The sequence below is a fragment of the Methanococcoides sp. LMO-2 genome (genome assembly GCF_038432375.1).
GTDB lineage: Archaea > Halobacteriota > Methanosarcinia > Methanosarcinales > Methanosarcinaceae > Methanococcoides > Methanococcoides cohabitans.
In genome coordinates, this window is sequence record NZ_JBCAUS010000007.1 from 183,011 (window position 1) to 206,680 (window position 23,670).

Consider the following 23,670-nt stretch of genomic DNA (forward strand, 5'->3'; position numbering starts at 1 on the left):
TATTGACACGGAAATATTTTTCCGGTAGAAAGTACTTAAATAACTGAAAGATATTATCTGAGCAAAGAATTCACGATCATTTGAAAATTTCACCGGTGATTATAATGAAAGGAAGAGTATGGAAGTTCGGAGATGACGTTGACACTGATGCCGTTATCCCTGGAAGATACCTCGTGATGAACACTCCCGAGGAACTTGCCCCGTATACCTTTGTCGGGGTACGCCCGGAATTTGCTGAAAATGTCAAGGAGAACGACATCGTTGTTGCAGGCAACAACTTCGGATGCGGATCTTCAAGAGAACACGCACCAATCGCCCTCAAGGGAACAAAGGTCGGATGCGTTATCGCAAAGTCCTTTGCAAGGATCTTCTTCAGGAACGCGATCAACATTGGTGTTGCGCTCCTTGAGTGCCCTGACACCGACAAGATCGATGATGGGGATGAGATCTCCGTAGACTTTGAATCCGGTACTATTGAGAACCTTACAAAAGGCGAGAAGTACCAGGCTACACCTTTACCTGATTTTGTCCGCGGTATCGTAGATGCAGGCGGATTAAAGGAATACACAAGGAAGATCATTGATTGATCTTGCCTTTCCTTTTTGTTCTTAACGTTCGATGCCTATCGACGTTCACGCTAACTGAATAAAATATGAAGATCTAAATCTTGAATAACCAATTGGAGGAAATTTATGGCACAATATAAAGTACCAGTCCTGCCTGGTGACGGTATCGGCCCTGAGATCATAGCTGAGGGTAAGAAGGTCATCGACGCAGCTGGAGAGAAGTTCGGATTCGATGTTGACTGGATAGAGTTCCCACACGGTGCAGACCACTATCTTGAGACAGGCGAACTCATATCCGAGGATTCACTTAAAGAGCTTTCAGACTACGAGGCGATCTATCTCGGTTCCATCGGAGATGACAGGATCGCACCCGGTGTACTTGAGAAAGGTATCCTGCTCGCTGCAAGGTTCTACTTCGACCAGTACATCAACCTGCGTCCTATCAAGCTTCTGGAAGGCGTATGGTGCCCACTCAAGGACAAGACCCCTGCAGACGTTGACTTCGTTGTTGTCAGAGAGAACACCGAGGACTTCTACATCGGTATCGGCGGACGTGCAAAGTCCGGCATGAGCAAGGACCTGCTTGAGGTCAACAGGACACTCTACAACGCTAAGTTCGGACTTGACATAGAGACCGACAGCGAGGAGATCGCATACCAGATCGGTATGATCTCAAAGGAAGGTACACAGAGAGTAATGGAATACTCCTTCGACCTTGCTGAGAAGAGGAACAAGCACGTTTCATCCGTTGACAAGGCAAACGTTCTTTCAGACATCTACGGATTCTGGAGAGAGGAGTTCAACGCAATTGCTGAGAAACACCCTGATGTCAAGACAGACTTCAACTTCGTTGACGCTATCACCATGTGGTTCGTCAAGAATCCAGAGTGGTTCGACGTTGTCGTTACACCGAACATGTTCGGTGACATCATCACTGACCTTGGTGCAATGGTACAGGGCGGTCTTGGACTCGCACCTGGTGGAAACATCAACCCGAACGGTACAAGCATGTTCGAGCCTATCCACGGTTCAGCTCCAAAGTACAAGGGCCAGAACAAGGTCAACCCTATCGCAACCATCTGGGCAGGCGCAATGCTCATCGAACAGCTCGGTGAGAAAGAAGCTGCAGACTCCATCGTCTCTGCTATCGAGCAGAACATCAAGGAAGCAAAGGTCCAGACCTACGACATGGGCGGCTCAAACACTACCACCAATGTTGGTGACGACATCGCAAGGATCCTGCTCGAGCAGTAAATCCAGCATATCAATATTTTCTTTTTTGCCTTCACGTCTGCAAAGGCGTGGAGGAACTTTCATTTTAGGGAGCTTTGGTTTTAGAGATAGTACTCCATCCTATTGAGCAGAGAGAACAGCTGAAAGCTTATCACTGAACATGGATGTTTAGTTCTGGCCGATCAACACCACCACAACCAGTTAGTGAAGCGTTTATCGATGGCATGCTCCAAACAGACATCCAAAAAAAGGAAACTATATATGAGCAGGAACGAGATATATGATAATGGGCACAAATCGTGTTCCATTGATACAAAATAATAAAAGGGACTATTGTGGGGAACGGTCATGAAGATAAAGAGAATAGTAGTAAAGAACCTTTTTGGGACGTTCGATCATGATATCCCGCTGAATATGGAAGAGCATATCACCATTCTTCACGGGCCGAATGGTATCGGCAAGACCGTGCTGCTCCAGATGCTCAATTCTCTTTTCCGTTCCAACTACTTCGAACTCCACCGCATCCCTTTCAGCAAACTGACAGTTGAGTTCAGTGACAGGAGCAAACTCGTTGTGAAGAAAAAGATCCATCTGGATGAAAATACTCCACACCCACCGGAAGATAATTCCTACAGGGAACTGGGATTTGAACTGCTGAGGCCAGGAAAAAAGAAACAGCGCTATACTGTCAAACCCATCGACATCGAGGAAGTCTTCTCATCTTTCAAGGTCGAGCACATGATACCCGAACTTGAAAGGATCGATAACGATACATGGGTCCACTTCACCACGCAGGAAAAACTAACATCTGAGGAAGTGATGAACCTTTTCAGTGATCGCCTTCCCCAGAAAAGAAAGGATGAACCTGCATGGCTCAAGAACGCACTGAACTCGATCAATATCTGTTTTATCAAGACGCAGCGACTTCTAAGCATTTCATACTCTCAACCGGTGGAAACCGAGAGAAAGACAGCGGTTACCCCTTCGGTTATCAGTTATTCCGAAGAGCTGGCAAACCTTATGCAGAAGAAACTTGCCGAGTATGCAACCCTTTCCCAATCCCTTGACCGTACCTTCCCTACGCGGATGTTAAAGAACGGGGAGCACCCTGAAACATCCATAGATGATCTTAAAAAGGAATTAAGGGAGCTTGAACAAAAGCGCAAGTGCCTGATCGATGCTGGATTCATTGATACCGAGGAAGGAATTGACGTTGATGAGCTCAAGGAGATCAGTGAAAAGAACAAGAACTTCCTGCAACTGTACATCGGGGATGTCGAACAGAAGCTCAGCGTCTTTGATGAGCTTACCCGGAGGATAGACCTCCTTATCAGGATCATCAATTGCAGGTTCCTTTACAAGAAATTATCCGTGAACAAAAAGGATGGTTTCATATTCACAACCTCAGAGGACATGCGCCTCTCCCCTACCAAACTATCTTCAGGAGAACAGCAGGAACTTGTCCTGTTCTATGAACTGTTGTTCCATGTAGACCCTGAATCCCTGATACTCATTGACGAACCTGAGATCTCACTGCATGTCCTGTGGCAGCAGCAATTCCTCAGGGACCTGCAGTCAATAACAGAACTAGCTGGCTTCGACATCCTCATTGCTACGCATTCGCCACAGATCATACATGACCGCTGGGACCTCACCGTCGAACTTAGAGGACGTGACGATGAAGAAATACCTGACAGCCGATGATATAGCCAATAGCGCCAGAATGATGCGAACCCAGTATAGCGGGAGCATCGTGATAATCGAAGGCAGCACCGATATGAGGCTGTACAAGCGCTTTGTGGATGACAGGAAATGCAGGCTTATTCCTGCCAACGGCAAGGAGAACGCTATTAAGGTCGTTAATATCCTTGAAAGATCGAATTTTGAAGGGATACTGACGATAGTTGATGCCGATTTCTGGCGACTTGACGGAGTTGATTTTGAAGAAAGGAATGTTCTTGTCACCGATACACACGACCTTGAAACAATGCTCATCGAATCGGAAGCACTCGACAGGCTCCTGGAAGAGTTCGCAGCACCTTTCAAACTCCAGAAAATAAAAACTCCTGTGAGAGAGTTACTCCTTGAGGCGGCTATGCCCATAGGACTTTTCAGATGGCTTTCCTCATCCTCAAAGGATAAGCTATCACTAAGGTTCAAGGACATGCATTTCGACAGCTTCATGGAGAAGTTCCCGCTATCTGTCAATATCAGGCACATGATCAGAGAGGTCAAGGAGAACTCACATGAGTACTCACTGAACGAAAAGAAGGTCAAGAAAAAGATCATCGGCCTTCTTAAGGAAGAACACGATCCCTGGCAGGCATGTTCGGGTCATGATATAGTAGAGATACTTGCATTCGGACTACGAGAGGTTTTCGGCAACTCCGATTCCCGCTATGCTACAGAAGGTATCGTTGACAGGAGCCTGAGGCTCGCCTATGACATAACGATGTTCCGGGAAACTGAGCTTTACCGATCGATACAGGAATGGGAAGAACAGAACCAGCCCTTTGTGGTACTTCAGTAAAAGCGATCTCAAAGCCTGGTCATGTTTCCATAATCAAGGACCATAGAAACAGGAGATGTTGTTACAGGAATACCAGCTTCCTCAACTGCAGCCACAAGGTTCACACCCACAGCCACCAGTACGCCGGCCATTCCTTCTTCCACAGGGGCACCCACCATAGATTCAGAGCCTCCAATGCCCAGTACACCCCCAATGCCGGAATTCTCCAGATCTTTCAGGACCTCTTTTGTTTTTTCAACTGCCGAGGAGGGTATGTTCCGCATGTTGGCAAGAATGCGACCATTACCGGTATCCAGTACATCAAGAACAGATGTCGACTGGCGTATCAGGAATATCTTGACAGGGTCGATGGATGTACCTGAATATGAGATCATATCAAGGAACTGAACGGGGTCGTTGTGCTCCATCTGAATTAGACCACCATAGGCAGGTTTGATAGGAATTCCGCTCTTGAGAAGCAGACCATCGAAAGTCATGCTGCAAACGGTCGCGATGTTCACACATCCGGGAGGCACATATACCCTTGAGTCAGAATCCTCTTCAAAGACCTTTATGTAGGGACTAATGCTGACACCGCCTGAAGAAGCGTACTTCATGACATCAATGGCATTATCAAAATCGTCCTTGTCCACCGTGGACAGGTTCACTATGACATTGCCTTTCTTTGATAGGGGATCGTAATCTGTCTTATAGATCAGCTCCTCTATCCGGGTGATCACAAAATCAAGCCTGTCACCTATCAGGGCATCTTCAAGTTCCTTTTTCCCGGAGGCGGTGATGGTACGTCCGTTATAACCGTGCTTTTCCGTAAATCCCCTCTCATCGAGGATCCTTAAGTGATAACGGACAGCACGCTCTCCCAGATTATAGCCACGGTTCTGCAACTCATCGGCAATGTTCCTGGCACCTATGGGCTTATCACTTTCACTGATAACGCGCATTATTTCAATGAGCTTACGTTCTATCTGAGGATCGGTCATCTGTCTGCACCTGATACGAATAATAAGAGCAATGGTTAACTCGTTAATACTGCCTATTTAAGAATAAGCAACGTATGTACAGCGGGTATAAATTTATAATTTGCTATTGCCGGTTATATCTTTCCTGTTTTTAGTATATAAACCATGAGCCATACGCCCATAAATGCGGCTATAACAAACCCGGCGACCCCAAAGAGAGGTACACCTCCGATGTGGGGATGCATCCCAGTCTGGATGATAAGGGAGGAGCCCAGAATGATAGAAGAGATAATTAAACTGAATGATAATCGATTGCTGGCTGCATTGAGCTCAGCAACGATACGATCCATTCCTTTGTGTTCAAACCTTAAGTTAAGGTATCCTTTCTCTGCAATTGACAGTATATGTGATATCTGCAGCGGCGCCTTGTGGAGCATACGCGTCGTATGCCACAGGTCAGTGTAGATATTATCCGCAATATTGCGGGGCTTGAACCTGGTACGCATGATGTTGCGGGCATAAGGTTCAGCAATGACGGTCACATTGAAGTCAGGAACCATCTGGAGAGCAAAGCCACTCACGGTCATTACTCCTTTGAAGAGCAACGCAATGTTTGGAGGGATCCTTATCTTGAACTTCCTCAGCAGAGTCATCATTTCCGCGATCATGAGCGGAGTGTCCAGCTGCTTCAGGGACCTGCCGTAATATTTGTTCAGAACGTGCTCGTAATCGATCTTAAAGGCGTGAACATCAATATTATCCGGGACCATTCCAAAGTCCTTCAGTACTTCCAGGTACTGGTTCACATCCCCCCTTGTGATGGCGATCAGCGCATCTATCAGCAGGTTCCTTATCTCGTGGGAGATATGCCCGACCATCCCGAAATCAAGAAGGGCAATCCTGCCGTCCTCAAGGATCAGGACATTGCCTGAATGCATATCCGCATGGAAGAATCCATCCTCGAATATCTGCTTCATGAAGGCTTCAGTACCGTGCTCGGCCAGCATGTCCCGGTCCAGTCCAAGCTCATCGATCTTTTCGAAATTATCACTCTTGATCCCGTCTATGTAGTCAAGGGTCAATACCCTTCTACTGCTGTATTCCCAGTAAACGCCCGGGATCACGATGTTCGGATCGTCCCTGAAATTGTTCTGGAACCGCTCGATATTACGGCCTTCCTGAGTAAAATCCATCTCCAAATATATGGATTTTTGAAGTTCATCCACAACCTCCACGGGACTGTAGAGCTTTGCTTCCTCCACATGTTCTTCTGCAAAACCAGCTATACTATAGAGAATGTCAAGATCAGAATCAATAACCTTCCGGATACCCGGCCTCTGGACCTTCACAACGATGTCCGCACCACCAAGAAGTTTTGCGCGATGCACCTGAGCAATGGATGCTGCAGCAATCGGGGTTTTTTCAAAGGATAGGAAGAGGTTCTCCACCTTGTCCCCTAATTCTTCTTCAATGATCCTTTCAACTTCCGAATAATCGAAGGGTGGAACATCGTTCTGGAGTTTGGCAAACTCTTCTGCATATTCCTTCGGGATAAGGTCCTGACGCATGCTCATGAGCTGACCGAACTTAACATAAGTTGGACCGAGCTCTTCAAGTACCATACGTGCCCTTGCAGGACCTGTTCTGGGCTCATGCCCTCTGCCTAAACGGTCCTTGAACCGGGACCGAAGAGAACCAAGGGACCTTATGCCCATCTGGTCCACGAAGTATCCAAAGCCGTACTTGACTAGTGTATCAATGATAACTCCATAGCGTTTCACTATGGAATACCTGCGTACTATCTTGGAAACCATCCGACATACTGCCTGCCATTAGATACTATATGGCAACCTAAGTTAGCAATAAAAGGTCATTTGGACCTTACAAAAATAAATGGAGGAAATGATCAAAGGATCATTCTTCTTTGTCTTTTTCCTTTAACAGCGCTTCCAGATCTTCGATCTTTTTCTGAAGGGCCTCAATTTCCTCTTTAGAAGCAAGGTCAGATTTACCAAATACATCCTGGACCTTTGAAGATATCTTATCTTCGAGGTCTTCCTGCTGTTGTTTCTGTCTCTCAAGCAGGTCCTCTACGAACTTCTTGCCTTCCTCTTTGTTGAAGTCACCGTTCTCAACAAGCTCTTTTACGTATTCATCGATCTTCTCTTCAGTGATCGCATACATACCAAGGCCAAAAAGTCCTAACTTCTTCATAGTGTCTATCATCAAAATTAAACCTCCCTTAATAGAGGTTAACTTTTTTAGGATATATAGTTTATGAAAAATAGTTTAAAAAAGAATAGCGGAAAAGCACATAAAAGCCATTTTCAATGTCGATCGCTTAAGATGCAAGCTCTTCGATGGTGTGCTCGAGATATCTTGCGCCACTCATTTCGATGAACTTCTGGCATACTTCCCTTGCATCGCCATCCATAATGATGGAACCGTTATCGAAAAGGACTGCCCTGTGTGCCACTTCCTTTACGAAGTCCATGTGATGGCTCACAAGCACAATGGTCGTACCAAATTTTGCATTAATCCTCTTCAGGGAATTGGTCACATCCCTTAATGTTACAGGATCAAGGTCACCGAACGGCTCATCCAGCATGAGTATTTCAGGAGATGTTGCCAGTGCAAGTGCTATGTAGGCCCTGACATGTTCACCGCCGCTTATCTGGTAGGTTGTCTTGTCAAGCACTTCCAGTGGAAGATCAAGTGCTTCAAAGATAGGACCTGCATACTTGTCCACATCAGTGCTCAGCACACCAGGGAACAACTGCGGGAAGATATCCATTGAAAGCCGCATCTGGTTGAGCGACTGTGTCCTTTCATCCTCACCCATGTCCGGGAGCTTGTAGATGATATCCAGCATCTCATCGGAAATGTTCAGTTCCTCTGCCTTCTGTCTTGCATGCTCAAGTGCACCGTGCATTTTCATGCTCAGCCTGAAGCCTATCTGCTGGCGTATGGTCGAGTGAGGGGAAAGAGAGAACTCCTGGTGCATTATGCTGATCTTTCTCCACAGGTCAAGGCGCTGTTTTGTGAAACTGGACATGTCCACCCATTCGCCTTCATGGTAGTAGGCAACTTCACCCTCTTTTGGCTCTTTCAGGCCTTCCATGATCTTCAAAAATGTGGTCTTTCCTGCACCCGATGAACCAATGAAACTTACGATCTCGCCCTTATTGATCTCAAGGGACTGGTCCTTTATGTTCAGGACCTCACCCACACGTATCAGCGCAAGCCTCTTAGAGATGTTAATTGCCTTGATACAGGGAACCTTTTCCTTTAGTTCTGATAGCTCTTCCTTTGGATTAAGGTCCTTAAGGAAGTTTTTCAGGACAACTTCGGGTTCACCATCTTCAACAACCTTTCCATCCTCGAGATAGATGACACGGTCTGCAAGGTATGTGTGGACCTCCGGCAGGTGGGATACCACGATAATAGGGATATTAAGCCTGTCCTTAAGCTGAAGGATGACATCCATGATCTCCTGCTTGGTATCAGGACCTGTCATGGTCATAGGCTCGTCAAGAAGTAAAAGTCGCGACTGGGCAGCAAGCTGGCGGGCAATGATCAAACGCTGTTTCTCACCACCGCTAAGTAGATTGGACGAATGGAGAGCTTTTTTCTCAAGGCCCACAAGTCGCATGTATGCCATGGAACGCTCATAGAGTTCGTCATAATGGGGTGCGTCCGGTTCAGGAAGGCCCTCATATCCAATATAGTGGCTGTTCAACCTGCGGATCAGGTTCTCGATGGCCGGGCCGTTCCAGAGACCGAAATTACGCTGGAAATGGATAGCCGTATTCCTGCCAAGAAGTTTAGAACCATCTACCGAATCATTTGTGATCACTGAGCCGTCAAGCTCGATACTACCACCATTGAAAGGCTCAACGCCCCTTAATATCTTAAGAAGGGTTGTTTTTCCACTACCACTCTTACCTGTAATACCGAGGATCTCACCGTTGGATACTTCGAAACTGATTCCATCCAGGACACGTATATCGCCTGAAGATGTCTCATAATCTTTCACAATATCGGAAACTCTGAGCATAATTAAACCCCCAACAGCATCCACGGATCATCTTTTGATAGCTGATACAAGCTCTTCGATCTTGTTCCTGACATCTTCGGTCTCTTCGACGATCGTACCGGTAACGATCATATCAGCACCGGCATCTGCACAGATCTTTGCAGTCTTACCGTCGCGGATACCACCACCGACGATCAGCTTATTGTCTCCGAGAACGTGTTTTACCGCACCAATGGTAGCGGGAGTCACCGGCTGGTCTGCGCCTGAGCCAGCCTCAAGATAGGTATAATGCATTCCCATGTATTTTCCCGCAAGGGAATAAGCTACTGCAAGCTCCGGCTTGTTGCGGGGAATGAGCTTTGCATCGCCCACCCATCCAACAGTTCCTCCGGGCTCGGTTATAATGTATGCCATGGAAATGGGTTCTATTCCGTACTTGTAAACAAGTGGAGCCCCCATTGCCTGATTCGTAGTGACATAGTTGATGTCACGGGAATTCAGGAGGCTCATGAAAAGGACGGCATCTGCGTGGATGCTTAAGCCGCCGGCATTTCCCGGGAAAAGAATAGTAGGAACATCTGTCTGTTCCTTTATCTTCAAAAGGGTCTGATCCAGTGCCAGACCTCCGGCTCCAGTGGAACCACCGATCATGATAGCATCGGTACCCCCTTCCACTGCAGCTTTTGCAATATCTGCAGCAACTTCGGGGGGCTGTGATGCCGGATCGATAAGAGTTAAGTGAACTGTACCTTCGCGTTCTGCGATATCGTTGAGGTACTCTTCCACTTTCATTTTTTAGATCAGCTCTTTCTTGCTTCCTTGGATTTTACACGCAGGTTAGTGTAACCGCATTTTCTGCACCTTGTTGCCCTTACAGCATTTCGTGCACTGCATTTCATACAGATCTTTTTGTTAAGGATCCTTTCCTCTGCTTCTGGAAATCTTGCCATGTTCTCACCTTGATTAATAGTATAATAATATGTTATTTGAAACTGATAGTTATCAGCAATACAGGCTGGCTACATGCATTTCAAAACATATAACTGTTTTGGGATAGGGGATGACATTTCCAAAAAAGAAGATGAGCTTCTTAGACAGAAGAAGATGAGGAAGAACAATAGCAAGAGATGCATTCCAGATAAGCCATTAAGACTGATGAAAAATAAAGCCCGGGCTGAGAGAACAACAATAATAGAAAAGTGAGTTAATGGCAGTGATCAGGGGCCATCTTATCGACCTCTCCGGGCGACCCTGCCCCGATTCTCCCCATCTCAGGTCGACCTAAAAGGTTTACAAATGCCAGATTAACCTTGTATGGTCATGGGATCTTACTCCCAATGGCATTCCTACCTTCTGACTCACTGCCACACCGTACCATTTGTGATACGGTAATAGAGAATTTGTTTTAAAAATATTAATTAATTTTGATATATAACCTGGTCACAAAAAAGAATGTAAGAGTCTGCAAAAGAAAAATGGAAAAAGAAAAAGAAAAGTAAGAAGGACAAGACCGAAGCCTTAGTCCTTAAGAGCAGCAATAAGCAGCTCACGGGCCTGGCGTGCATCGGCACGGCCCTTTGTCTTCTTCATGACCTGGCCTACAAGGAAATTGAGGGATTTCTCAGTTCCTCCAAGGTAGTCCTGAACAGCCTCATCGTTCTCTGCAATAGCTTCGGAGACCGCCTGTGTCACAATATCACCTTCGACCTTAAGGAGACCTTTCTCCTTTACGATGTCCATTGGACTTCCACCTTCATCAAGGACTGTCCTGATAACATCCACCGCACTCTTCTCGGTGATCTTTTCCTCCAGCACAAGGTTGATGATATCAACAATATCATCGGTTGCGAAAGAAGTGATAGCAAGGTCCCTGTAGTTGAGCTCACCCCTGAGCACATCGGCAACCCATGTCCCTGCTGCACGGGGGTCGACCTTTGAAGCGACTACCTCAAAGAAGTCTGCCACGCGAATGTCAGATGTCAATGCCTTTGCGTGCATCTCGGTGATGCCATACTGCTCGACAAAGCGGTCACGTTTTGCATCAGGCAGTTCAGGAAGGGTTTCCTTTATAGCAGGTCCCCAGTCAGATACCCTCATCGGAACCAGATCCGGTTCAGGGAAGTAGCGGTAGTCGTGTTCCTCTTCCTTTGTACGCATGGAGATCGTTACACCCCTTGCCTCGTCGAAGTGACGGGTCTCCATAACGACCTTTCCACCTCTTCTCAAAAGGTTCTTCTGGCGCATGATCTCAAAGAGAATGGCACGTTCTGCTCCCTTGTGAGAGGAAATGTTCTTGACCTCTACCCTCTGGCCACCCATGATGGATACATTGGAGTCCACCCTCATGGAACCCTCAAGGCTGCCGTCGAACACATCCAGATACTCGAGGATATTCCTCAGCTTGTCAAGGTACCTGCGGGCCTCTTTCGGGCTTCTCATGTCAGGCTCGGAAACGATCTCGATAAGTGACATTCCGGAACGGTTGTAATCAATAAGTGTTCCCTTGGACTTCTCAATGGTTCCCATGTGCATCAGACGACCAGGGTCCTCCTCCATGTGTGCACGGGTGATCCTTACCACATGCTCCCCGTCCTCGCCTTCAATGACGATCTTACCGTTTCCGACAATAGGGAAATCATACTGGGTGGTCTGGAAACCTTTTGGAAGGTCAGGATAGTAATAGTTCTTCCTGTGGAACTGTGTCTGCTCCACGATCTCACAGTTAAGTGCAAGTCCGATCTTCATGGCAGCTTCCACTGACTTCTTGTTGATCACAGGCAATGCACCCGGAAGACCAAGACAGACAGGACATACATGAGTGTTTGGCTCTGCATCGTGGTATTTTGTAGAACATCCGCAGAACATCTTGGTGTTAAGCTTGTTCAGCTGGACGTGGACCTCAAGTCCGATCATTACACCATCGGGATTATCGTATACCATTTAGATCACCTCTGAAGGACGTGCTTTATTGTGATCGGTATTTTGTTCGAAGGCATATGCTGCACGCATGATAGTAGCTTCGTCGTACTGTTTTCCTATGATCTGCAGTCCAACAGGCAATCCATCGGAAAGTCCGCATGGCACTGATATGCATGGAACTCCGGAAAGGTTCATCGGGACAGTGTTCACATCGCTCAGGTACAGGGACAGTGGGTCCTCTACCTTCTCACCGATCTTGAACGCAGGCATTGGCATTGTTGGTCCCATCAGGACGTCCACACTGGATAATGCCTTCTCGAAATCCTGTTTGACAAGGGTGCGTACCTTCAGTGCCTTGAGATAGTACTTGTCCTGGTATCCGGCAGATAGGGCATATGTTCCAAGCAGCACCCTGCGCTGTACTTCCTTTCCGAAACATTCGGCACGTGTCCTTGAAGCCATTACATGCCAATTCTCACCATCATATCTTGGGCCGTAGCGAGTACCGTCAAACCTTGCAAGGTTGGATGATGCCTCGCTCATAGCAATGGTATAGTAAGCTGCAAGAGCATATTTTGTATGAGGCATGGAGACCTTCTCCCATGTTGCTCCCATTTCCTCGTACTTGCCGATAGCATCCATAACAGCCTTCTCGACGCCTTCGTCCACGCCTTCACCGAAGTACTCTTCGGGAACTCCGATCTTAAGGGCCTTTACGTCATCAACAAGTGAATCGCGATATTTCATTTCCCTGTCCATGGAAGTACTGTCACGGGGATCATACCCTCCTATGACATCCATTACAGTGGCGATGTCCTCAACACATGTTGCCATGGGACCGATCTGCTCAAGGGAGTTAGCATAGGAGATAAGACCAAAACGGGAAACAGCTCCGTATGTTGGCTTGAGTCCCACAACACCGCAGAATGCGGCAGGACAGCGGACAGAACCGCCTGTGTCAGAACCAAGTGAGATCGGGGCCTCACCTGCTGCCACAACAGCAGCACTGCCACCGGATGAACCTCCTGGCACTCTTTCAGTGTCCCATGGATTCAATGTGACACCATAACAGCTTGATTCTGTAGATGTGCCCATTGCGAACTCGTCCATGTTGGTCTTGCCGAGTATGACAGCTCCTTCTGCTTTCAGACGCTCGATCACATGTGCGTCATAGGGAGGGACATAGCCTTCCAGTATCTTTGAACTGCAGGTTGTAGAAAGTCCCTTTGTGGAAATGTTGTCCTTAATAGCGATAGGTACACCGGCGAGAAGTCCTTCACCCTCGCCCTTGTCGGCTTCCTTTGCCATCTCAATAGCACCGTCATAGGTGCATGTGTAACCATTGATGCTGCTTTTTGCGATCGTTTCAAGATAAGCAGCGGTAACCTCTTCTGCAGAGGTTTTAGAGATCTTCCTTTTAACATCAGATATGCTCAGCCATTCAGCCATGATTCCACCTCAAATGATCCTCGGTGCCTTGATGTAGCCATCCTTCTCGGATGCAGTGTTCGCAAGCACATCTTCCTGGTCAAGGGATGGTGTGACAACGTCTTCCCTGAAGACGTTCATGATATCTGCCACGTGATAGGTAGGCTCGACACCCTCGGTGTCCACCTCATCCAGCTGACCGAAATAATCCAGTACAGAACTTAACTTCACAGCGTAGTCCTCAGCATCCGCATCATCGATATCGATGCGGGCGAGCCATCCTACGTGTTCTACCTCGTCTTTTGTGATCATATTAGGTTCCTCAGATAATTGGGATAATAACATAGTGTGTTCTAATATGACTGATAGAAATCAAGTACTTAATATTAATATGTTGGGTTGTCAGGGCAGGTCAACAGTATCTGGCTGTGGGGTATAAGGAAAAGATGAAAAAAGAGAGAACTCCACAAGGGAGGGGATGTGCAGTAGAGGATATTATGGGACCCTTGTGAAGACAGACAGGAACACAAGTTGTATTTAAAGCAACTTTTCTCCTGCATTGGGACCCGGAGAGCAGTCATAGACATCTGTGATCTTCATCACAAGAAGGCTTTTTGCCGGTGCCTGTGCCATCTTGGAATGGACGATCTCCTGCATCTTCTCGAAATCCGGTCCGCTGGTCTTTAACTCAACATCACCTTTGATCTGGAAAGATCCTTTTGTTTTTGGACCCCATATATAGATAGAAACCTTCGGGTTCTCCATTACGTTGGAAAGGGACTTTTTCATGAAGTTGTCCGCTATCCATATAGTACTGTCATCGACCAATGAGACAAAACCGATAGGAACAACGTTTGGGACACCGTCCTTTGAGGCAGTTGCAACAGGGAATACCTGTATTGTGCTGATCGCTTCTTTCATTTCTTCTGTAATTGTTACCATGTTGATCACCACAGGTACTTAATACATGCATGTTAATATAGAAAACCGTTACAAAAATATACTGAAACTCATCAAAGTACACATTTCTAACTGAAAAAGAGAAAAACAGTTGCAAGAGCGTGAAAATATGACCGAACAGAAACTGATCGTAGAAGAAATATCCCTGATTCATGAGGAAATTTCCGGGCTTCGTAGTGAGCTGAACCGTTTCAGGGGGGAAGTTGCAGGTAGCCAGACCAATTCATTGCTCTATGAGTTCAGGAACCAGTGTGCTGTGGAGATGGTCAATGGATCCCTGGAGAATGCCTATGAACTCATCGGGAACGAGAAGAAGGAATGTCCTATGCAGACAAAATGTATTCCGCATTTAGTTCATTTTTTTGAAGAGCTGGCAGACTATACCAAAAATGACCAAATCACCGGGGAAAATATTGAAAAGATGCGCCAGGGTTTTGAAAAATTAAGAGAAATGGCACCATACGACCATTGTTCCAACTGTATACAAAAGGCTGAAGGATACTTCGATCAGCAGGTGGGAATGTTACAGACAATAGGAGTCTACCAGAACGAGAGCAACATGCAATTGCAGGTTCAGAACCTCCATGAAGATAAGGTTGCCAACCTGATAGGGGACCCTCTGAGCAGTTCAGTGCGTATCCGTATCCTGAAGGCACTGTATGAGGAAGGAAAGACTTTTACCGAACTCTCAAAGCTCACAGAGCTCCGCGGTGGGAACCTCCTCTTCCATCTGGAAAAACTCCAGAACAAAGGAATGATAAGGCAGCGTGGTGAAAGAGGTGAATACCAGATCAGTTTACAGGGTTATGAAGCCCTCAATGCCATGGCTGAACTTGTGGAGAAATTAGGTGTGAACTACAGCAAGACAGGATCTATCTGACCTCCTAACCGCAGAAGCCATTTTGAGTCAGGGCAGATATTGCAAGTCGAAAATAAATATGGAAAGGAATTGGAAGATCATAGCATATTTCCAGAGGAGATCTATTGGAAATGCGTAAAACCACATCTTTTAAAACTATTTTTAATTAGATGTTTATTTTTGATTTTTGAGAATATCGGGCACATAAGACATCATAAATGATAGCAATTTTAAATAAAACAATAAATATACATGTAAAGATTAGTATGCTATTTTTATTAATGGTCATATATAAATACCAGTATGACCAATTTTTAATTGGGAATAAAGGAAGGTGGTACGTATGAGACTTAGTTCAAACTTCAGGTTGGAACTCTCGAGCTCACCTTGGGGAACGATCTCAATTTCCTTTGTCGAGATCGATGAGGATCCTGAAAAGCCCCCCTAACGTATTTTTAATTCAGGGCAGACAAGCTTCCCTACAGGACAGTTAAATTACTGCAGTTTTTGATATTTTCTACTTTAATTTTTTCGTTTTTGATCTTTTATTTTCTTAGCCGGAATATGATAACTACAGCAGAACTGTGATGCCAGGACTACCAAAAAAAGCCAGTTCGAAGTAACATTGGAAGCAATAGAAATTAAAATAGAAAAAGACAAATATATCCATTCAGGAGAATCCCTGAATGGATGGTTTCACAGGATGAATCTTAAAAAACAATGGAGGTTCAGGAGTCATCCTGCATGTCCATATCTATTTTTAACAGGTTACTGCTATCAATTCTGCCATCTGCACCAATGCTGATGGAAAATGCAATTGCAGAAGATTCTTCTGCGCTGGGCTGTACATAGAGTAAAGTTCTGTTATCCATATTTAGACCTCATTTGTTCAAAAATTTAGATGTTTTAAGCTGCTTTTCCGGGATCAGTTATGACGGTTATACCCATGCCCGGAATAGATACGATAAAGGCGCCTTCTTTTGATGGTACCGTCATCGTTCACTATCGAAGAAAAAACGACTGCAGGGTCTATACCAACCTGTGGTTTGTATAAGACCATGTTACTCAAAAGATATCCGTACTTATATGCATCTACTATATTCTCAGTTGTATCTGCCATATTCTTCAGTCCCCAAATATTTACACATTATATTCTTTAACCGGGTCAATGCATGCCAGCAGAATGGAGACCGTTGTTGAGAACCCCCACGAGGACCCAATCTGCAACCCCCATACACAGACCTTGTTACTATGTTGGCATTTTGAGTATAAATAATATTGCATCTGGATAATTAGTATTATCTTTGAAACTAACTAAGTGGTTTAGTAATAACAAAAAACTTCAACACTCACAAAGAGATCAATACTATCGCTGCCAAAGCAAGCACAACCCCGATCCACTGAATTGAAGACAACCGCTCTTTCAGAACGATCCATGCAAGCAGCACCGTGCTTCCCGGATACAGGGATGCAACAACTGTTGCGATATCCAGTCTGCCAGCCTGGGAAGCCAGTGCAAAGAAAAGATTGCCACTGGCATCAAGAATTCCTGAAATAATTATTACGGGGAGAACGCTTTTTGAAGGTAAACTTGCTGACTTTTTCAGCAGGGCAAATCCAAGAATAACGATGACAGCAGAGACCTTTGCAACCGTAAGTGGCCAGAAGACCGCGGATTCACTGAAAAGGTCGACAGATATGAAGAAAATTCCAAACCCTACCCCTGCAAGCAGCGGATAGACAACGTCCTGTCGTTTTATCTCATTTTTCTCACCGGTACTGCTGATCATCCACATGGCAGCAATAGCTACCACAAAACCTGCTATCTGATATCCTGCCGGGAGCCCTTCATTGAAAATGCTGTAGATCACAGGCAGGCCAACGGTTACAACCGCAGAGATCGGCGCTGCGACTCCCATCTTGCCCTTGGAGAGTGCATGATATAGTAGCAGAAGACCTGCACTTCCTGAAACACCTGCAACAAATCCCCAGAACATGCCACTCATTGGAGGGAAGTCTTCCGAGAAATATACCGCCAGAAATGGAAGAAGAACAAGACCCACAGCCTGTGTGATTATGACAACCGAATAGACACTGGCTCGTCTTGTAGCAAAACCGCCTGAAAAATCCGCAGCACCCCAGGTTGCAGCTGCTGCAAGACCGAAAAAGGTTACAAGGATCTCAGGGGGGATCATTATGTTTGCTCCAGGACAAAGAATGAGATTATTTTCGGGTAAATTTGCTCATTTCTATAAATAGGTTCTCACGCAGGACAAAACATTACTTCCGGAAGAATTGTTTTTTGAGGAGGTATCGAACAAGAAACTGGGACTATATATACGAGTATCATTAATCTACTAAATATCCTAAAGATACTATATTCGAGCACCCCCCACAAAAAAGGAGAGATAAAAAACAATGTATTGCTATCAATGTGAAGAAACTGTGAATGGTCAGGCATGTACCAAAGCAGGTGCCTGCGGAAAGAAACCGGAAGTTGCAGACCTGCAGGACCAGCTTACCTACATACTAAAAGGTATTGCATACTACAATGCAAAGGCACGTGAGAACGGAATCACCGATGAGAAAGTGGATCAGTTCATCATGAACGGACTTTTCTCAACCATCACTAATGTGAACTTCAGCGCAAAAGACTTCCAGAAATACATCCGGGAAGGACTTGAAATAAGAGATGGCGTCAAGCGAAATCTTGTCACAAGGAACATCGACCTCGGAGAAGCAAAGGACATCTCATTCGGTGATAAGATCAAGGCCACACTCGGCATGTCCGATCCGGAGACCAGATTTGAGATCCCTGCTGCTGCTATTGTAACACCTGAAGTTCTCAGGACAACCAACACCGGAATCCTTGCAACACAGAACGAAGATATCAGGTCATTGCGAGAACTGCTCACCTACGGACTTAAAGGTCTTGCAGCCTATGCCCATCATGCAAACGTCCTGGGATACAGCGATGACAAGATATTTGCATTCACAGAAAGAGCGCTTGCTGCAACACTTGACGATACGCTTTCAGTTGACGACCTTGTCGGAATGGTCCTCGAATGTGGGGAATACGGTGTAAAGGTCATGGCTTTGCTGGACGAGGCAAACACTACCACCTACGGTAACCCTGAACCCACCGAGGTCTACCTTGGCGTCAGGGAAAATCCGGGAATACTCATCAGTGGACATGATCTTAAGGACATGGAACAGCTGCTGAAGCAGACTCAAGGAACAGGCGTTGATGTTTACACCCACGGTGAAATGCTGCCTGCAAACTACTACCCTGCATTCAAGAAGTATGACAACTTCGTCGGAAACTATGGTGGTTCCTGGTGGGCACAGAAGAGCGAGTTCGAGAAGTTCAACGGTCCCATACTGATGACAACCAACTGTATCGTTCCACCAAAGGAAAGCTACATTGACAGGATCTACACAACAAGCATTGTCGGTTTTGATGGCGTAAAACACATCGATGCTGACGAGAACGGTGCGAAGGACTTCTCTGCACTCATTGAGCAGGCAAAGAAGTGTAAGTCTCCGGAACAACTGGAAGATGGCACCCTTGTCGGAGGATTTGCCCACAGTGCAGCCCTCTCCGTTGCTGACAAGATCGTAGAAGCGGTCAAGGGCGGAAAGATCACACGCTTCGTGGTCATGGCAGGTTGTGACGGAAGACACAAGGAAAGGGACTACTACACCAAATTCGCTGAAGCTCTCCCTGAAAGTGCTGTCATCCTCACAGCAGGTTGTGCAAAATACCGCTACAACAAGCTTGACCTTGGAGACATCGACGGGATACCAAGGGTCCTCGATGCAGGACAGTGTAATGATTCATACTCCCTTGTGGTCATCGCACAGAAGCTTGCAGAGGTCTTCGGACTTGATGACATCAATGAGCTGCCGGTATCATACAACATCGCATGGTATGAACAAAAGGCAGTCCTTGTCTTGCTTGCACTGCTCTACCTTGGTGTTAAGAACATAACACTTGGTCCGACACTGCCTGCATTCGTCTCCCCGAACGTCCTCAACGTCCTTGTTGAGAACTTCAACATAGCACCCAACACAACCGTCGACGAGGATCTGGAAAGGCTGCTCTAAAGCCTTTCTTTTACCCTCCTTTTAATTTTCCTCCTGATCCCCTCAATTCTGATATTCATCCTGTGAACTTTTTCTTTTTTAGCTCAAGGATCATCTGATTAGCAATAGAGATAGTACTAAAAATTCTTTTATAGCATCATCAAACAACATATTGTTGTGGAGAACCGGAACAAACCAAAAAGCGACCAGAACAGAATCTGGAAAATACTTCTTATAATTGCTTCAATTGCCTTTCTGATAGTTGCCGGAGCAATGATAATCGTTGACCAGCAATATTACATCGGGATACTGTACCTGATCACATCTATATTGTACATCATCTCTGCCTATCTCATTGCCACCGGCAGGGCCAACATAACGAACAGTTCATCAAATGAGCAGATAGCCCTGGCACTTGGTTTTACGATCATCACTATAGGATTGGCCCTGAGGGGACCTTTATGGGGACTTGGATTCGTCCTTTTTCTGGCAGCCATACTATCAATGCGCAAGAACAATGATTGACAGAGCATTGTAAAAGTGGCAAAATCTACCGGAAAGAAGCATATATAATAGGCAAATGACAATCTGTCAGCTATAAAAAATTTAATCCAATTGACACCCGGAAAAAGATGGAGACACTGATGAAACCAGAAACAAAAGCCGAACTGATAGCCGTAGGCAGTCTAGACATCGAACCGTCCCTGCTGGGAAAAATAACCGTTCCGACCGCGGGACCAGGAGCCGGGAAGACAGCATTTTTCTTCCGGTCCGGCAAACAGAGGGTCAGGCTTGCCCTGAACAAGGACTCACCCCTTAAAGCAGTTGCAGACGGTGATGAGATCGTCATAATGAGAGATGGCAAAGAGATCGTAAGGGGACAGATCGAAGACGAACTGATCCACTGCCCTGAGCAGGCCTACATAAACATGACAGAGAAATGTATCTTCGATTGCAAGTTCTGTCCTGTCCCAAAGCTCGACGGCAAGGTCAAGACCATTGAAGAGGTCCTGAAACTCATAGAGGATGCAAATGCCACCGGTAAGATGAAAGCCATATCCATCACATCCGGTGTGGATGAATCAGTGGAAAAGGAATTTGAAAGGGCCATGGAAGTCGTCAATGCTGTGAAAAAATATGGCGTACCCATTGGTGTTGCAGTCTACCCTACAGCTGATTCCAACAGGCGGATGAAAGAGGCAGGTGTTGACGAGATCAAGTACAACGTTGAGACCATGGACAGGGAACTCTACGGGAAGGTCTGTGCCGGACAGGATATGGAGGAGATATTGAAAGCCCTCAGGGAAGCCGTTGAGATATTTGGGAAAAACAAGGTTTGCTCCAACTTCATCATCGGACTTGGTGAAACAGATGAAGCCGTAGAGAAAGGTATCCGGGAACTGGTCTCCCTGGGAGTGGTACCAATACTCAGACCTGCAAGCAAGCATCCGTTGCGTGAAGGCGAGGTTTTCATTGAAAGGCCTTCAAAGGAAAGGCTTCTTAAGCTTACCCGGCTGCTTCGGAAGATACTGGATGAGAATGGACTACGTGCAGATGTGTTCAAAACCATGTGCCTGCCATGTACCGGTTGTGACATGAACCCTCACACAGATCTCTGTGAGGACGAGGACTGAAAGGATATAAGTGTTCAAAGGAGGCTAAATGGAAGGAACAGGAAATGAACCCGGATTCGAAGCCTCCATTGAAATGACCGGGATAGACTTTGAATTTGCAACTGCTCCGATGTCAAAGGATTTCGTAATCAGTACCTTTGAGAAATACGACCTGAGGTCAATCGTTTTTTTCGGGGAAAACATGTTCTATCTGGCTCAGCAGGACATGCAGCCCTACCATCCTATCTATGCAAACAGCTTCTACCCAAATGATATTGAACTCATATTCGATTTCATGGCCATCGAAAGGATACGTAAGATAGAATATATTGATGGAATTCTGAAACGAACTCCCATTGAAGAACATCCGGACATCTGATCATGGACAACAGTAAAATAGGATATAACAAAATAGAGGGTGGCGATGAAATATGATTGAAAAATTCTATAAGGCCCCGATTGTCTACATCATTCTGGCAGGAATACTGATCACTGCCTTCCTTTTCAACAGTCTCATGAACTATGCAGATGAAGGAAATGCAGTTATGGTCATCCTTTTAGGAATATCCATAGGCATTGTTGCGATCTTCATCACAAGGGCTTTGGCATACCAGAAAAATAGAGGCCTTTTCCCAAAATGATACTTCAATAAAAATACACTTACAAGACAGGATCAGGCTGAACGCACAGCCCGATCTATCTCATTTTTCCATTCCCTGGAATCAGCTACTTCAAATATATGCTTTTTTGCACCCTCACGTACCTCAGAGATAACAAGCTTCTGCCTGCTGAACATCCCCGAGCCCGTTACTTCCGAACCAACGATATCCTTTAACCTGAGCTCCATTCCTTCTTTCTCCCCTGATGAAATGGTAGTAAGCCTGCGATTGGTCAGAATTATCAGGTCGTTCTTTACCTGCTCCAGCCTGAGAAGTGATTCGCCCCTCATATAATCGGTCCTAAGCTGTTCAAGGACATTCAGGACACCAGCCATATCCTTCGGACGGACCCGGACAACCTCGAACCTCTTCTTGCCTGTCACCAGAAGGATGTCCTTCCCTGACCGTGAAAACCCAACAAGGTCTTTTACCTCTATGCGACGTGAGATCTCCTGCTTTTTAGAGAACAGGCCGCCTGAGTTCTGTTCGAAGTAGATGTTCCTGTTCGTAATTACAAGGTTCAGGCGCTTATTGTCAACACTTACAGCTTCCCTGAGATGAACAGATTCGCCGGTCTTGAGAACAACCCCTCCTGAGGGTGTGGTTTTCTTTTCGACCCCGCCTGAAACGACGCATGGAGCATCACCACAATAGTGATTGAGCATCGAAACAAGCAGCTGCCCCTCGATGAGTTTCACATTATGTTCTGCAGCTTCCCGGTATGCATCTTCAGTGAAAGTGGAAGTTGTGACAATTATAACACCATCGACCCTCTCCCGGTACCGCAGGCTGCTGTATTCCCTTACCTCTTTTACGCCTACGGGATTGAGATAGCGTTTTACCTGGACAAGCCAGCGATGTGAAAGACCAAAATGCTCAAGTTTTACATCCACGTCCACTCCGCCGTCCTTTGAACGTGAAGTTACATCTGCCTTATAGCCCATTTTGCGAAAAAGAGAAGCCACGAGGTTCTCAAGATCATAGGGGTCGGTCTCAAGAAGCTGGTCCAGGGACCAATTAGCCTTATCATTCATTTGTCGACCGTATATGTAAGCCCGCATTCAGGGCAGGAATAGGTGATGGTCGTAACTTCATTCACTTTGTTTTCCGTACTTACCATCCATGTACCACATGTTACACATTTCTGGTCAAAGAGTGAGCGATCCGTCTGTTTTTTTTCAGCCCTGTCTTTCATGAGGTCACCGTGCCCGATCATTGTAAGTGTTGTTGAAACAGCCATCGTGAATATGTTCAGATGGTTTTGTGTAATTTACGGAAAACCATACAAAACTTTAAATCATTTCACAACATTAATCTGCATACGCCCAAAAGTATATGGTAGATTATAATACCATATCAAATATTAATGTTATTATAAAATTTAGGACAGTCCTCACAAACAGGCCAGGTGAGCACAATGGATGATTTAGAAAAGATCAGGCAACAACGATTGGAACAGATCAAAAGTAACCTTGAGTCAAGGTCATTCCCGGACAGCCCCTTACATGCTACAGATTCTAACTTTGATGAGCTTGTATCAAAATACCCTGTGGTGGTCATCGATTGCTGGGCAGAATGGTGCGGACCCTGCAGGAAACTGGTACCTGTTATCGATGCTCTTGCAAGGGAAATGCAGGGCAAGATCGTTTTTGCCAAACTGAACACTGATGAGAACCAGATGACTGCAAGGAATTTCAACATCACGGCCATCCCCACTCTCCTTGTATTCAGTAACGGAAAGCCGGCCGGACAGATAGTAGGTGCTCTCCAGAAAGAACAGCTTGTTGAAAGACTGAACAAATTTATCTGATAATTACCGGAA

At 45.9% G+C, this 23,670-nt stretch carries 27 protein-coding genes; 12 read left to right on the plus strand and 15 right to left on the minus strand.

The window, feature by feature from the left end:
* Nucleotides 1-104 precede the first annotated feature (104 nt).
* From WOA13_RS10865 to WOA13_RS10880, 4 genes are all read left to right on the plus strand, one after another.
* Nucleotides 105-587: a 3-isopropylmalate dehydratase small subunit gene (locus tag WOA13_RS10865; protein ID WP_342127921.1), complete on the plus strand. Its 483-nt coding sequence runs from the start codon at nt 105-107 to the stop codon at nt 585-587.
* A 105-nt stretch (nt 588-692) separates the two neighbouring features.
* Entirely contained in the window at nt 693-1,820 is a 1,128-nt protein-coding gene (locus WOA13_RS10870) for an isocitrate/isopropylmalate dehydrogenase family protein (protein ID WP_342127922.1), read from the plus strand.
* A 327-nt stretch (nt 1,821-2,147) separates the two neighbouring features.
* Complete coding sequence (locus WOA13_RS10875; protein WP_342127923.1) at nt 2,148-3,503, plus strand: AAA family ATPase; 1,356 nt, start codon at nt 2,148-2,150, stop codon at nt 3,501-3,503.
* Entirely contained in the window at nt 3,436-4,329 is an 894-nt protein-coding gene (locus WOA13_RS10880) for a DUF4435 domain-containing protein (protein WP_342127924.1), read from the plus strand. The genes WOA13_RS10875 and WOA13_RS10880 overlap by 68 nt, the downstream gene beginning before the upstream one ends.
* An 8-nt stretch (nt 4,330-4,337) precedes the next feature.
* Here the strand turns inward: WOA13_RS10880 and WOA13_RS10885 are convergent, their stop codons facing one another.
* The 6 genes from WOA13_RS10885 to WOA13_RS10910 form a co-directional block, all read right to left on the minus strand.
* Entirely contained in the window at nt 4,338-5,309 is a 972-nt protein-coding gene (locus WOA13_RS10885; RefSeq protein WP_342127925.1) for a DUF128 domain-containing protein, read from the minus strand.
* Between the two features lie 113 nt (nt 5,310-5,422).
* A complete protein-coding gene (locus tag WOA13_RS10890) occupies nt 5,423-7,102 on the minus strand; it encodes an ABC1 kinase family protein (protein ID WP_342127926.1) in 1,680 nt (559 codons plus the stop codon).
* 100 nt (nt 7,103-7,202) lie between these two features.
* Entirely contained in the window at nt 7,203-7,514 is a 312-nt protein-coding gene (locus WOA13_RS10895; protein ID WP_342127927.1) for a phasin family protein, read from the minus strand.
* A 115-nt stretch (nt 7,515-7,629) separates the two neighbouring features.
* A complete protein-coding gene (locus WOA13_RS10900; protein WP_342127928.1) occupies nt 7,630-9,345 on the minus strand; it encodes an ATP-binding cassette domain-containing protein in 1,716 nt (571 codons plus the stop codon).
* Between the two features lie 27 nt (nt 9,346-9,372).
* Complete coding sequence (locus WOA13_RS10905; RefSeq protein WP_342127929.1) at nt 9,373-10,116, minus strand: phosphoglycerol geranylgeranyltransferase; 744 nt, start codon at nt 10,114-10,116, stop codon at nt 9,373-9,375.
* 8 nt (nt 10,117-10,124) lie between these two features.
* The gene (locus WOA13_RS10910; RefSeq protein ID WP_048206190.1) at nt 10,125-10,274 is read right to left on the minus strand and encodes a 50S ribosomal protein L40e; all 150 of its coding nucleotides are present in this window, start codon (nt 10,272-10,274) and stop codon (nt 10,125-10,127) included.
* A gap of 73 nt (nt 10,275-10,347) precedes the next feature.
* Between WOA13_RS10910 and WOA13_RS10915 the strand changes: the two genes are divergently transcribed.
* Nucleotides 10,348-10,527, plus strand: coding sequence for a hypothetical protein (locus tag WOA13_RS10915; protein ID WP_342127930.1), 180 nt, complete (start codon nt 10,348-10,350; stop codon nt 10,525-10,527).
* Between the two features lie 315 nt (nt 10,528-10,842).
* Here WOA13_RS10915 and gatB read toward each other — a convergent pair whose 3' ends face one another.
* The 4 genes from gatB to WOA13_RS10935 form a co-directional block, all read right to left on the minus strand.
* Entirely contained in the window at nt 10,843-12,264 is a 1,422-nt protein-coding gene (gene gatB / locus WOA13_RS10920; protein WP_342127931.1) for an Asp-tRNA(Asn)/Glu-tRNA(Gln) amidotransferase subunit GatB, read from the minus strand.
* Nucleotides 12,265-13,692, minus strand: coding sequence for an Asp-tRNA(Asn)/Glu-tRNA(Gln) amidotransferase subunit GatA (gatA, locus tag WOA13_RS10925; RefSeq protein ID WP_342127932.1), 1,428 nt, complete (start codon nt 13,690-13,692; stop codon nt 12,265-12,267).
* A 9-nt stretch (nt 13,693-13,701) separates the two neighbouring features.
* The gene (gene gatC, locus WOA13_RS10930) at nt 13,702-13,983 is read right to left on the minus strand and encodes an Asp-tRNA(Asn)/Glu-tRNA(Gln) amidotransferase subunit GatC (RefSeq protein ID WP_342127933.1); all 282 of its coding nucleotides are present in this window, start codon (nt 13,981-13,983) and stop codon (nt 13,702-13,704) included.
* Between the two features lie 225 nt (nt 13,984-14,208).
* Nucleotides 14,209-14,613, minus strand: coding sequence for a pyridoxamine 5'-phosphate oxidase family protein (locus tag WOA13_RS10935; protein ID WP_342127934.1), 405 nt, complete (start codon nt 14,611-14,613; stop codon nt 14,209-14,211).
* A 127-nt stretch (nt 14,614-14,740) separates the two neighbouring features.
* Between WOA13_RS10935 and WOA13_RS10940 the strand changes: the two genes are divergently transcribed.
* Nucleotides 14,741-15,511: a winged helix-turn-helix domain-containing protein gene (locus WOA13_RS10940; protein ID WP_342127935.1), complete on the plus strand. Its 771-nt coding sequence runs from the start codon at nt 14,741-14,743 to the stop codon at nt 15,509-15,511.
* A 707-nt stretch (nt 15,512-16,218) separates the two neighbouring features.
* On the opposite strand, the gene WOA13_RS10945 is transcribed toward WOA13_RS10940, so the two are convergent.
* From WOA13_RS10945 to WOA13_RS10955, 3 genes are all read right to left on the minus strand, one after another.
* Nucleotides 16,219-16,362 carry a hypothetical protein gene (locus tag WOA13_RS10945; RefSeq protein WP_342127936.1) on the minus strand — a complete coding sequence of 48 codons (144 nt, stop codon included), beginning with the start codon at nt 16,360-16,362 and terminating at the stop codon, nt 16,219-16,221.
* 53 nt (nt 16,363-16,415) lie between these two features.
* A complete protein-coding gene (locus WOA13_RS10950) occupies nt 16,416-16,610 on the minus strand; it encodes a hypothetical protein (protein ID WP_342127937.1) in 195 nt (64 codons plus the stop codon).
* Nucleotides 16,611-16,839: 229 nt separating this feature from the next.
* The gene (locus WOA13_RS10955) at nt 16,840-17,685 is read right to left on the minus strand and encodes an EamA family transporter (RefSeq protein WP_342127939.1); all 846 of its coding nucleotides are present in this window, start codon (nt 17,683-17,685) and stop codon (nt 16,840-16,842) included.
* 223 nt (nt 17,686-17,908) lie between these two features.
* Between WOA13_RS10955 and hcp the strand changes: the two genes are divergently transcribed.
* The 5 genes from hcp (at nt 17,909) to WOA13_RS10980 (ending at nt 21,830) form a co-directional block, all read left to right on the plus strand.
* Nucleotides 17,909-19,597: a hydroxylamine reductase gene (hcp, locus tag WOA13_RS10960; protein ID WP_342127940.1), complete on the plus strand. Its 1,689-nt coding sequence runs from the start codon at nt 17,909-17,911 to the stop codon at nt 19,595-19,597.
* 156 nt (nt 19,598-19,753) lie between these two features.
* Complete coding sequence (locus tag WOA13_RS10965) at nt 19,754-20,101, plus strand: hypothetical protein (protein WP_342127941.1); 348 nt, start codon at nt 19,754-19,756, stop codon at nt 20,099-20,101.
* A 119-nt stretch (nt 20,102-20,220) separates the two neighbouring features.
* A complete protein-coding gene (locus tag WOA13_RS10970) occupies nt 20,221-21,210 on the plus strand; it encodes a radical SAM protein (protein WP_342127942.1) in 990 nt (329 codons plus the stop codon).
* 28 nt (nt 21,211-21,238) lie between these two features.
* Nucleotides 21,239-21,568, plus strand: a complete 330-nt coding sequence (locus WOA13_RS10975; protein WP_342127943.1) for a hypothetical protein — start codon at nt 21,239-21,241, stop codon at nt 21,566-21,568.
* Nucleotides 21,569-21,620: 52 nt separating this feature from the next.
* Nucleotides 21,621-21,830 (plus strand): hypothetical protein, encoded by a 210-nt coding sequence (locus WOA13_RS10980; protein ID WP_342127944.1) that lies wholly within the window; start codon nt 21,621-21,623, stop codon nt 21,828-21,830.
* A 32-nt stretch (nt 21,831-21,862) separates the two neighbouring features.
* Here WOA13_RS10980 and WOA13_RS10985 read toward each other — a convergent pair whose 3' ends face one another.
* On the minus strand, nt 21,863-22,882 hold the full coding sequence (locus tag WOA13_RS10985) for a restriction endonuclease (RefSeq protein ID WP_342127945.1): 1,020 nt from the start codon (nt 22,880-22,882) through the stop codon (nt 21,863-21,865).
* Nucleotides 22,879-23,088 carry a hypothetical protein gene (locus WOA13_RS10990; RefSeq protein ID WP_342127946.1) on the minus strand — a complete coding sequence of 70 codons (210 nt, stop codon included), beginning with the start codon at nt 23,086-23,088 and terminating at the stop codon, nt 22,879-22,881. Before WOA13_RS10990 ends, WOA13_RS10985 begins: the two co-directional genes overlap by 4 nt.
* 177 nt (nt 23,089-23,265) lie before the next feature.
* On the opposite strand from WOA13_RS10990, the gene trxA reads away from it, so the two are divergent.
* Complete coding sequence (gene trxA, locus WOA13_RS10995) at nt 23,266-23,658, plus strand: thioredoxin (RefSeq protein WP_342127947.1); 393 nt, start codon at nt 23,266-23,268, stop codon at nt 23,656-23,658.
* Nucleotides 23,659-23,670: the final 12 nt, after the last annotated feature.

Coding starts and splice junctions, on each gene's coding strand:
- WOA13_RS10955 (WP_342127939.1), bottom strand. CDS start 17,685: ATGATCCCCCCTGAGATCCTTGTAACCTTTTTCGGTCTTGCAGCAGCT.
- gatB (WP_342127931.1), bottom strand. CDS start 12,264: ATGGTATACGATAATCCCGATGGTGTAATGATCGGACTTGAGGTCCAC.
- WOA13_RS10940 (WP_342127935.1), top strand. CDS start 14,741: ATGACCGAACAGAAACTGATCGTAGAAGAAATATCCCTGATTCATGAG.
- WOA13_RS10870 (WP_342127922.1), top strand. CDS start 693: ATGGCACAATATAAAGTACCAGTCCTGCCTGGTGACGGTATCGGCCCT.
- WOA13_RS10875 (WP_342127923.1), top strand. CDS start 2,148: ATGAAGATAAAGAGAATAGTAGTAAAGAACCTTTTTGGGACGTTCGAT.
- WOA13_RS10945 (WP_342127936.1), bottom strand. CDS start 16,362: ATGGATAACAGAACTTTACTCTATGTACAGCCCAGCGCAGAAGAATCT.
- WOA13_RS10865 (WP_342127921.1), top strand. CDS start 105: ATGAAAGGAAGAGTATGGAAGTTCGGAGATGACGTTGACACTGATGCC.
- trxA (WP_342127947.1), top strand. CDS start 23,266: ATGGATGATTTAGAAAAGATCAGGCAACAACGATTGGAACAGATCAAA.
- WOA13_RS10890 (WP_342127926.1), bottom strand. CDS start 7,102: ATGGTTTCCAAGATAGTACGCAGGTATTCCATAGTGAAACGCTATGGA.
- WOA13_RS10950 (WP_342127937.1), bottom strand. CDS start 16,610: ATGGCAGATACAACTGAGAATATAGTAGATGCATATAAGTACGGATAT.
- gatA (WP_342127932.1), bottom strand. CDS start 13,692: ATGGCTGAATGGCTGAGCATATCTGATGTTAAAAGGAAGATCTCTAAA.
- WOA13_RS10985 (WP_342127945.1), bottom strand. CDS start 22,882: ATGAATGATAAGGCTAATTGGTCCCTGGACCAGCTTCTTGAGACCGAC.
- hcp (WP_342127940.1), top strand. CDS start 17,909: ATGTATTGCTATCAATGTGAAGAAACTGTGAATGGTCAGGCATGTACC.
- WOA13_RS10880 (WP_342127924.1), top strand. CDS start 3,436: ATGACCGCTGGGACCTCACCGTCGAACTTAGAGGACGTGACGATGAAG.
- WOA13_RS10970 (WP_342127942.1), top strand. CDS start 20,221: ATGAAACCAGAAACAAAAGCCGAACTGATAGCCGTAGGCAGTCTAGAC.
- WOA13_RS10910 (WP_048206190.1), bottom strand. CDS start 10,274: ATGGCAAGATTTCCAGAAGCAGAGGAAAGGATCCTTAACAAAAAGATC.
- WOA13_RS10975 (WP_342127943.1), top strand. CDS start 21,239: ATGGAAGGAACAGGAAATGAACCCGGATTCGAAGCCTCCATTGAAATG.
- WOA13_RS10915 (WP_342127930.1), top strand. CDS start 10,348: ATGCATTTCAAAACATATAACTGTTTTGGGATAGGGGATGACATTTCC.
- WOA13_RS10990 (WP_342127946.1), bottom strand. CDS start 23,088: ATGGCTGTTTCAACAACACTTACAATGATCGGGCACGGTGACCTCATG.
- gatC (WP_342127933.1), bottom strand. CDS start 13,983: ATGATCACAAAAGACGAGGTAGAACACGTAGGATGGCTCGCCCGCATC.
- WOA13_RS10980 (WP_342127944.1), top strand. CDS start 21,621: ATGATTGAAAAATTCTATAAGGCCCCGATTGTCTACATCATTCTGGCA.
- WOA13_RS10935 (WP_342127934.1), bottom strand. CDS start 14,613: ATGGTAACAATTACAGAAGAAATGAAAGAAGCGATCAGCACAATACAG.
- WOA13_RS10905 (WP_342127929.1), bottom strand. CDS start 10,116: ATGAAAGTGGAAGAGTACCTCAACGATATCGCAGAACGCGAAGGTACA.
- WOA13_RS10895 (WP_342127927.1), bottom strand. CDS start 7,514: ATGATAGACACTATGAAGAAGTTAGGACTTTTTGGCCTTGGTATGTAT.
- WOA13_RS10885 (WP_342127925.1), bottom strand. CDS start 5,309: ATGACCGATCCTCAGATAGAACGTAAGCTCATTGAAATAATGCGCGTT.
- WOA13_RS10900 (WP_342127928.1), bottom strand. CDS start 9,345: ATGCTCAGAGTTTCCGATATTGTGAAAGATTATGAGACATCTTCAGGC.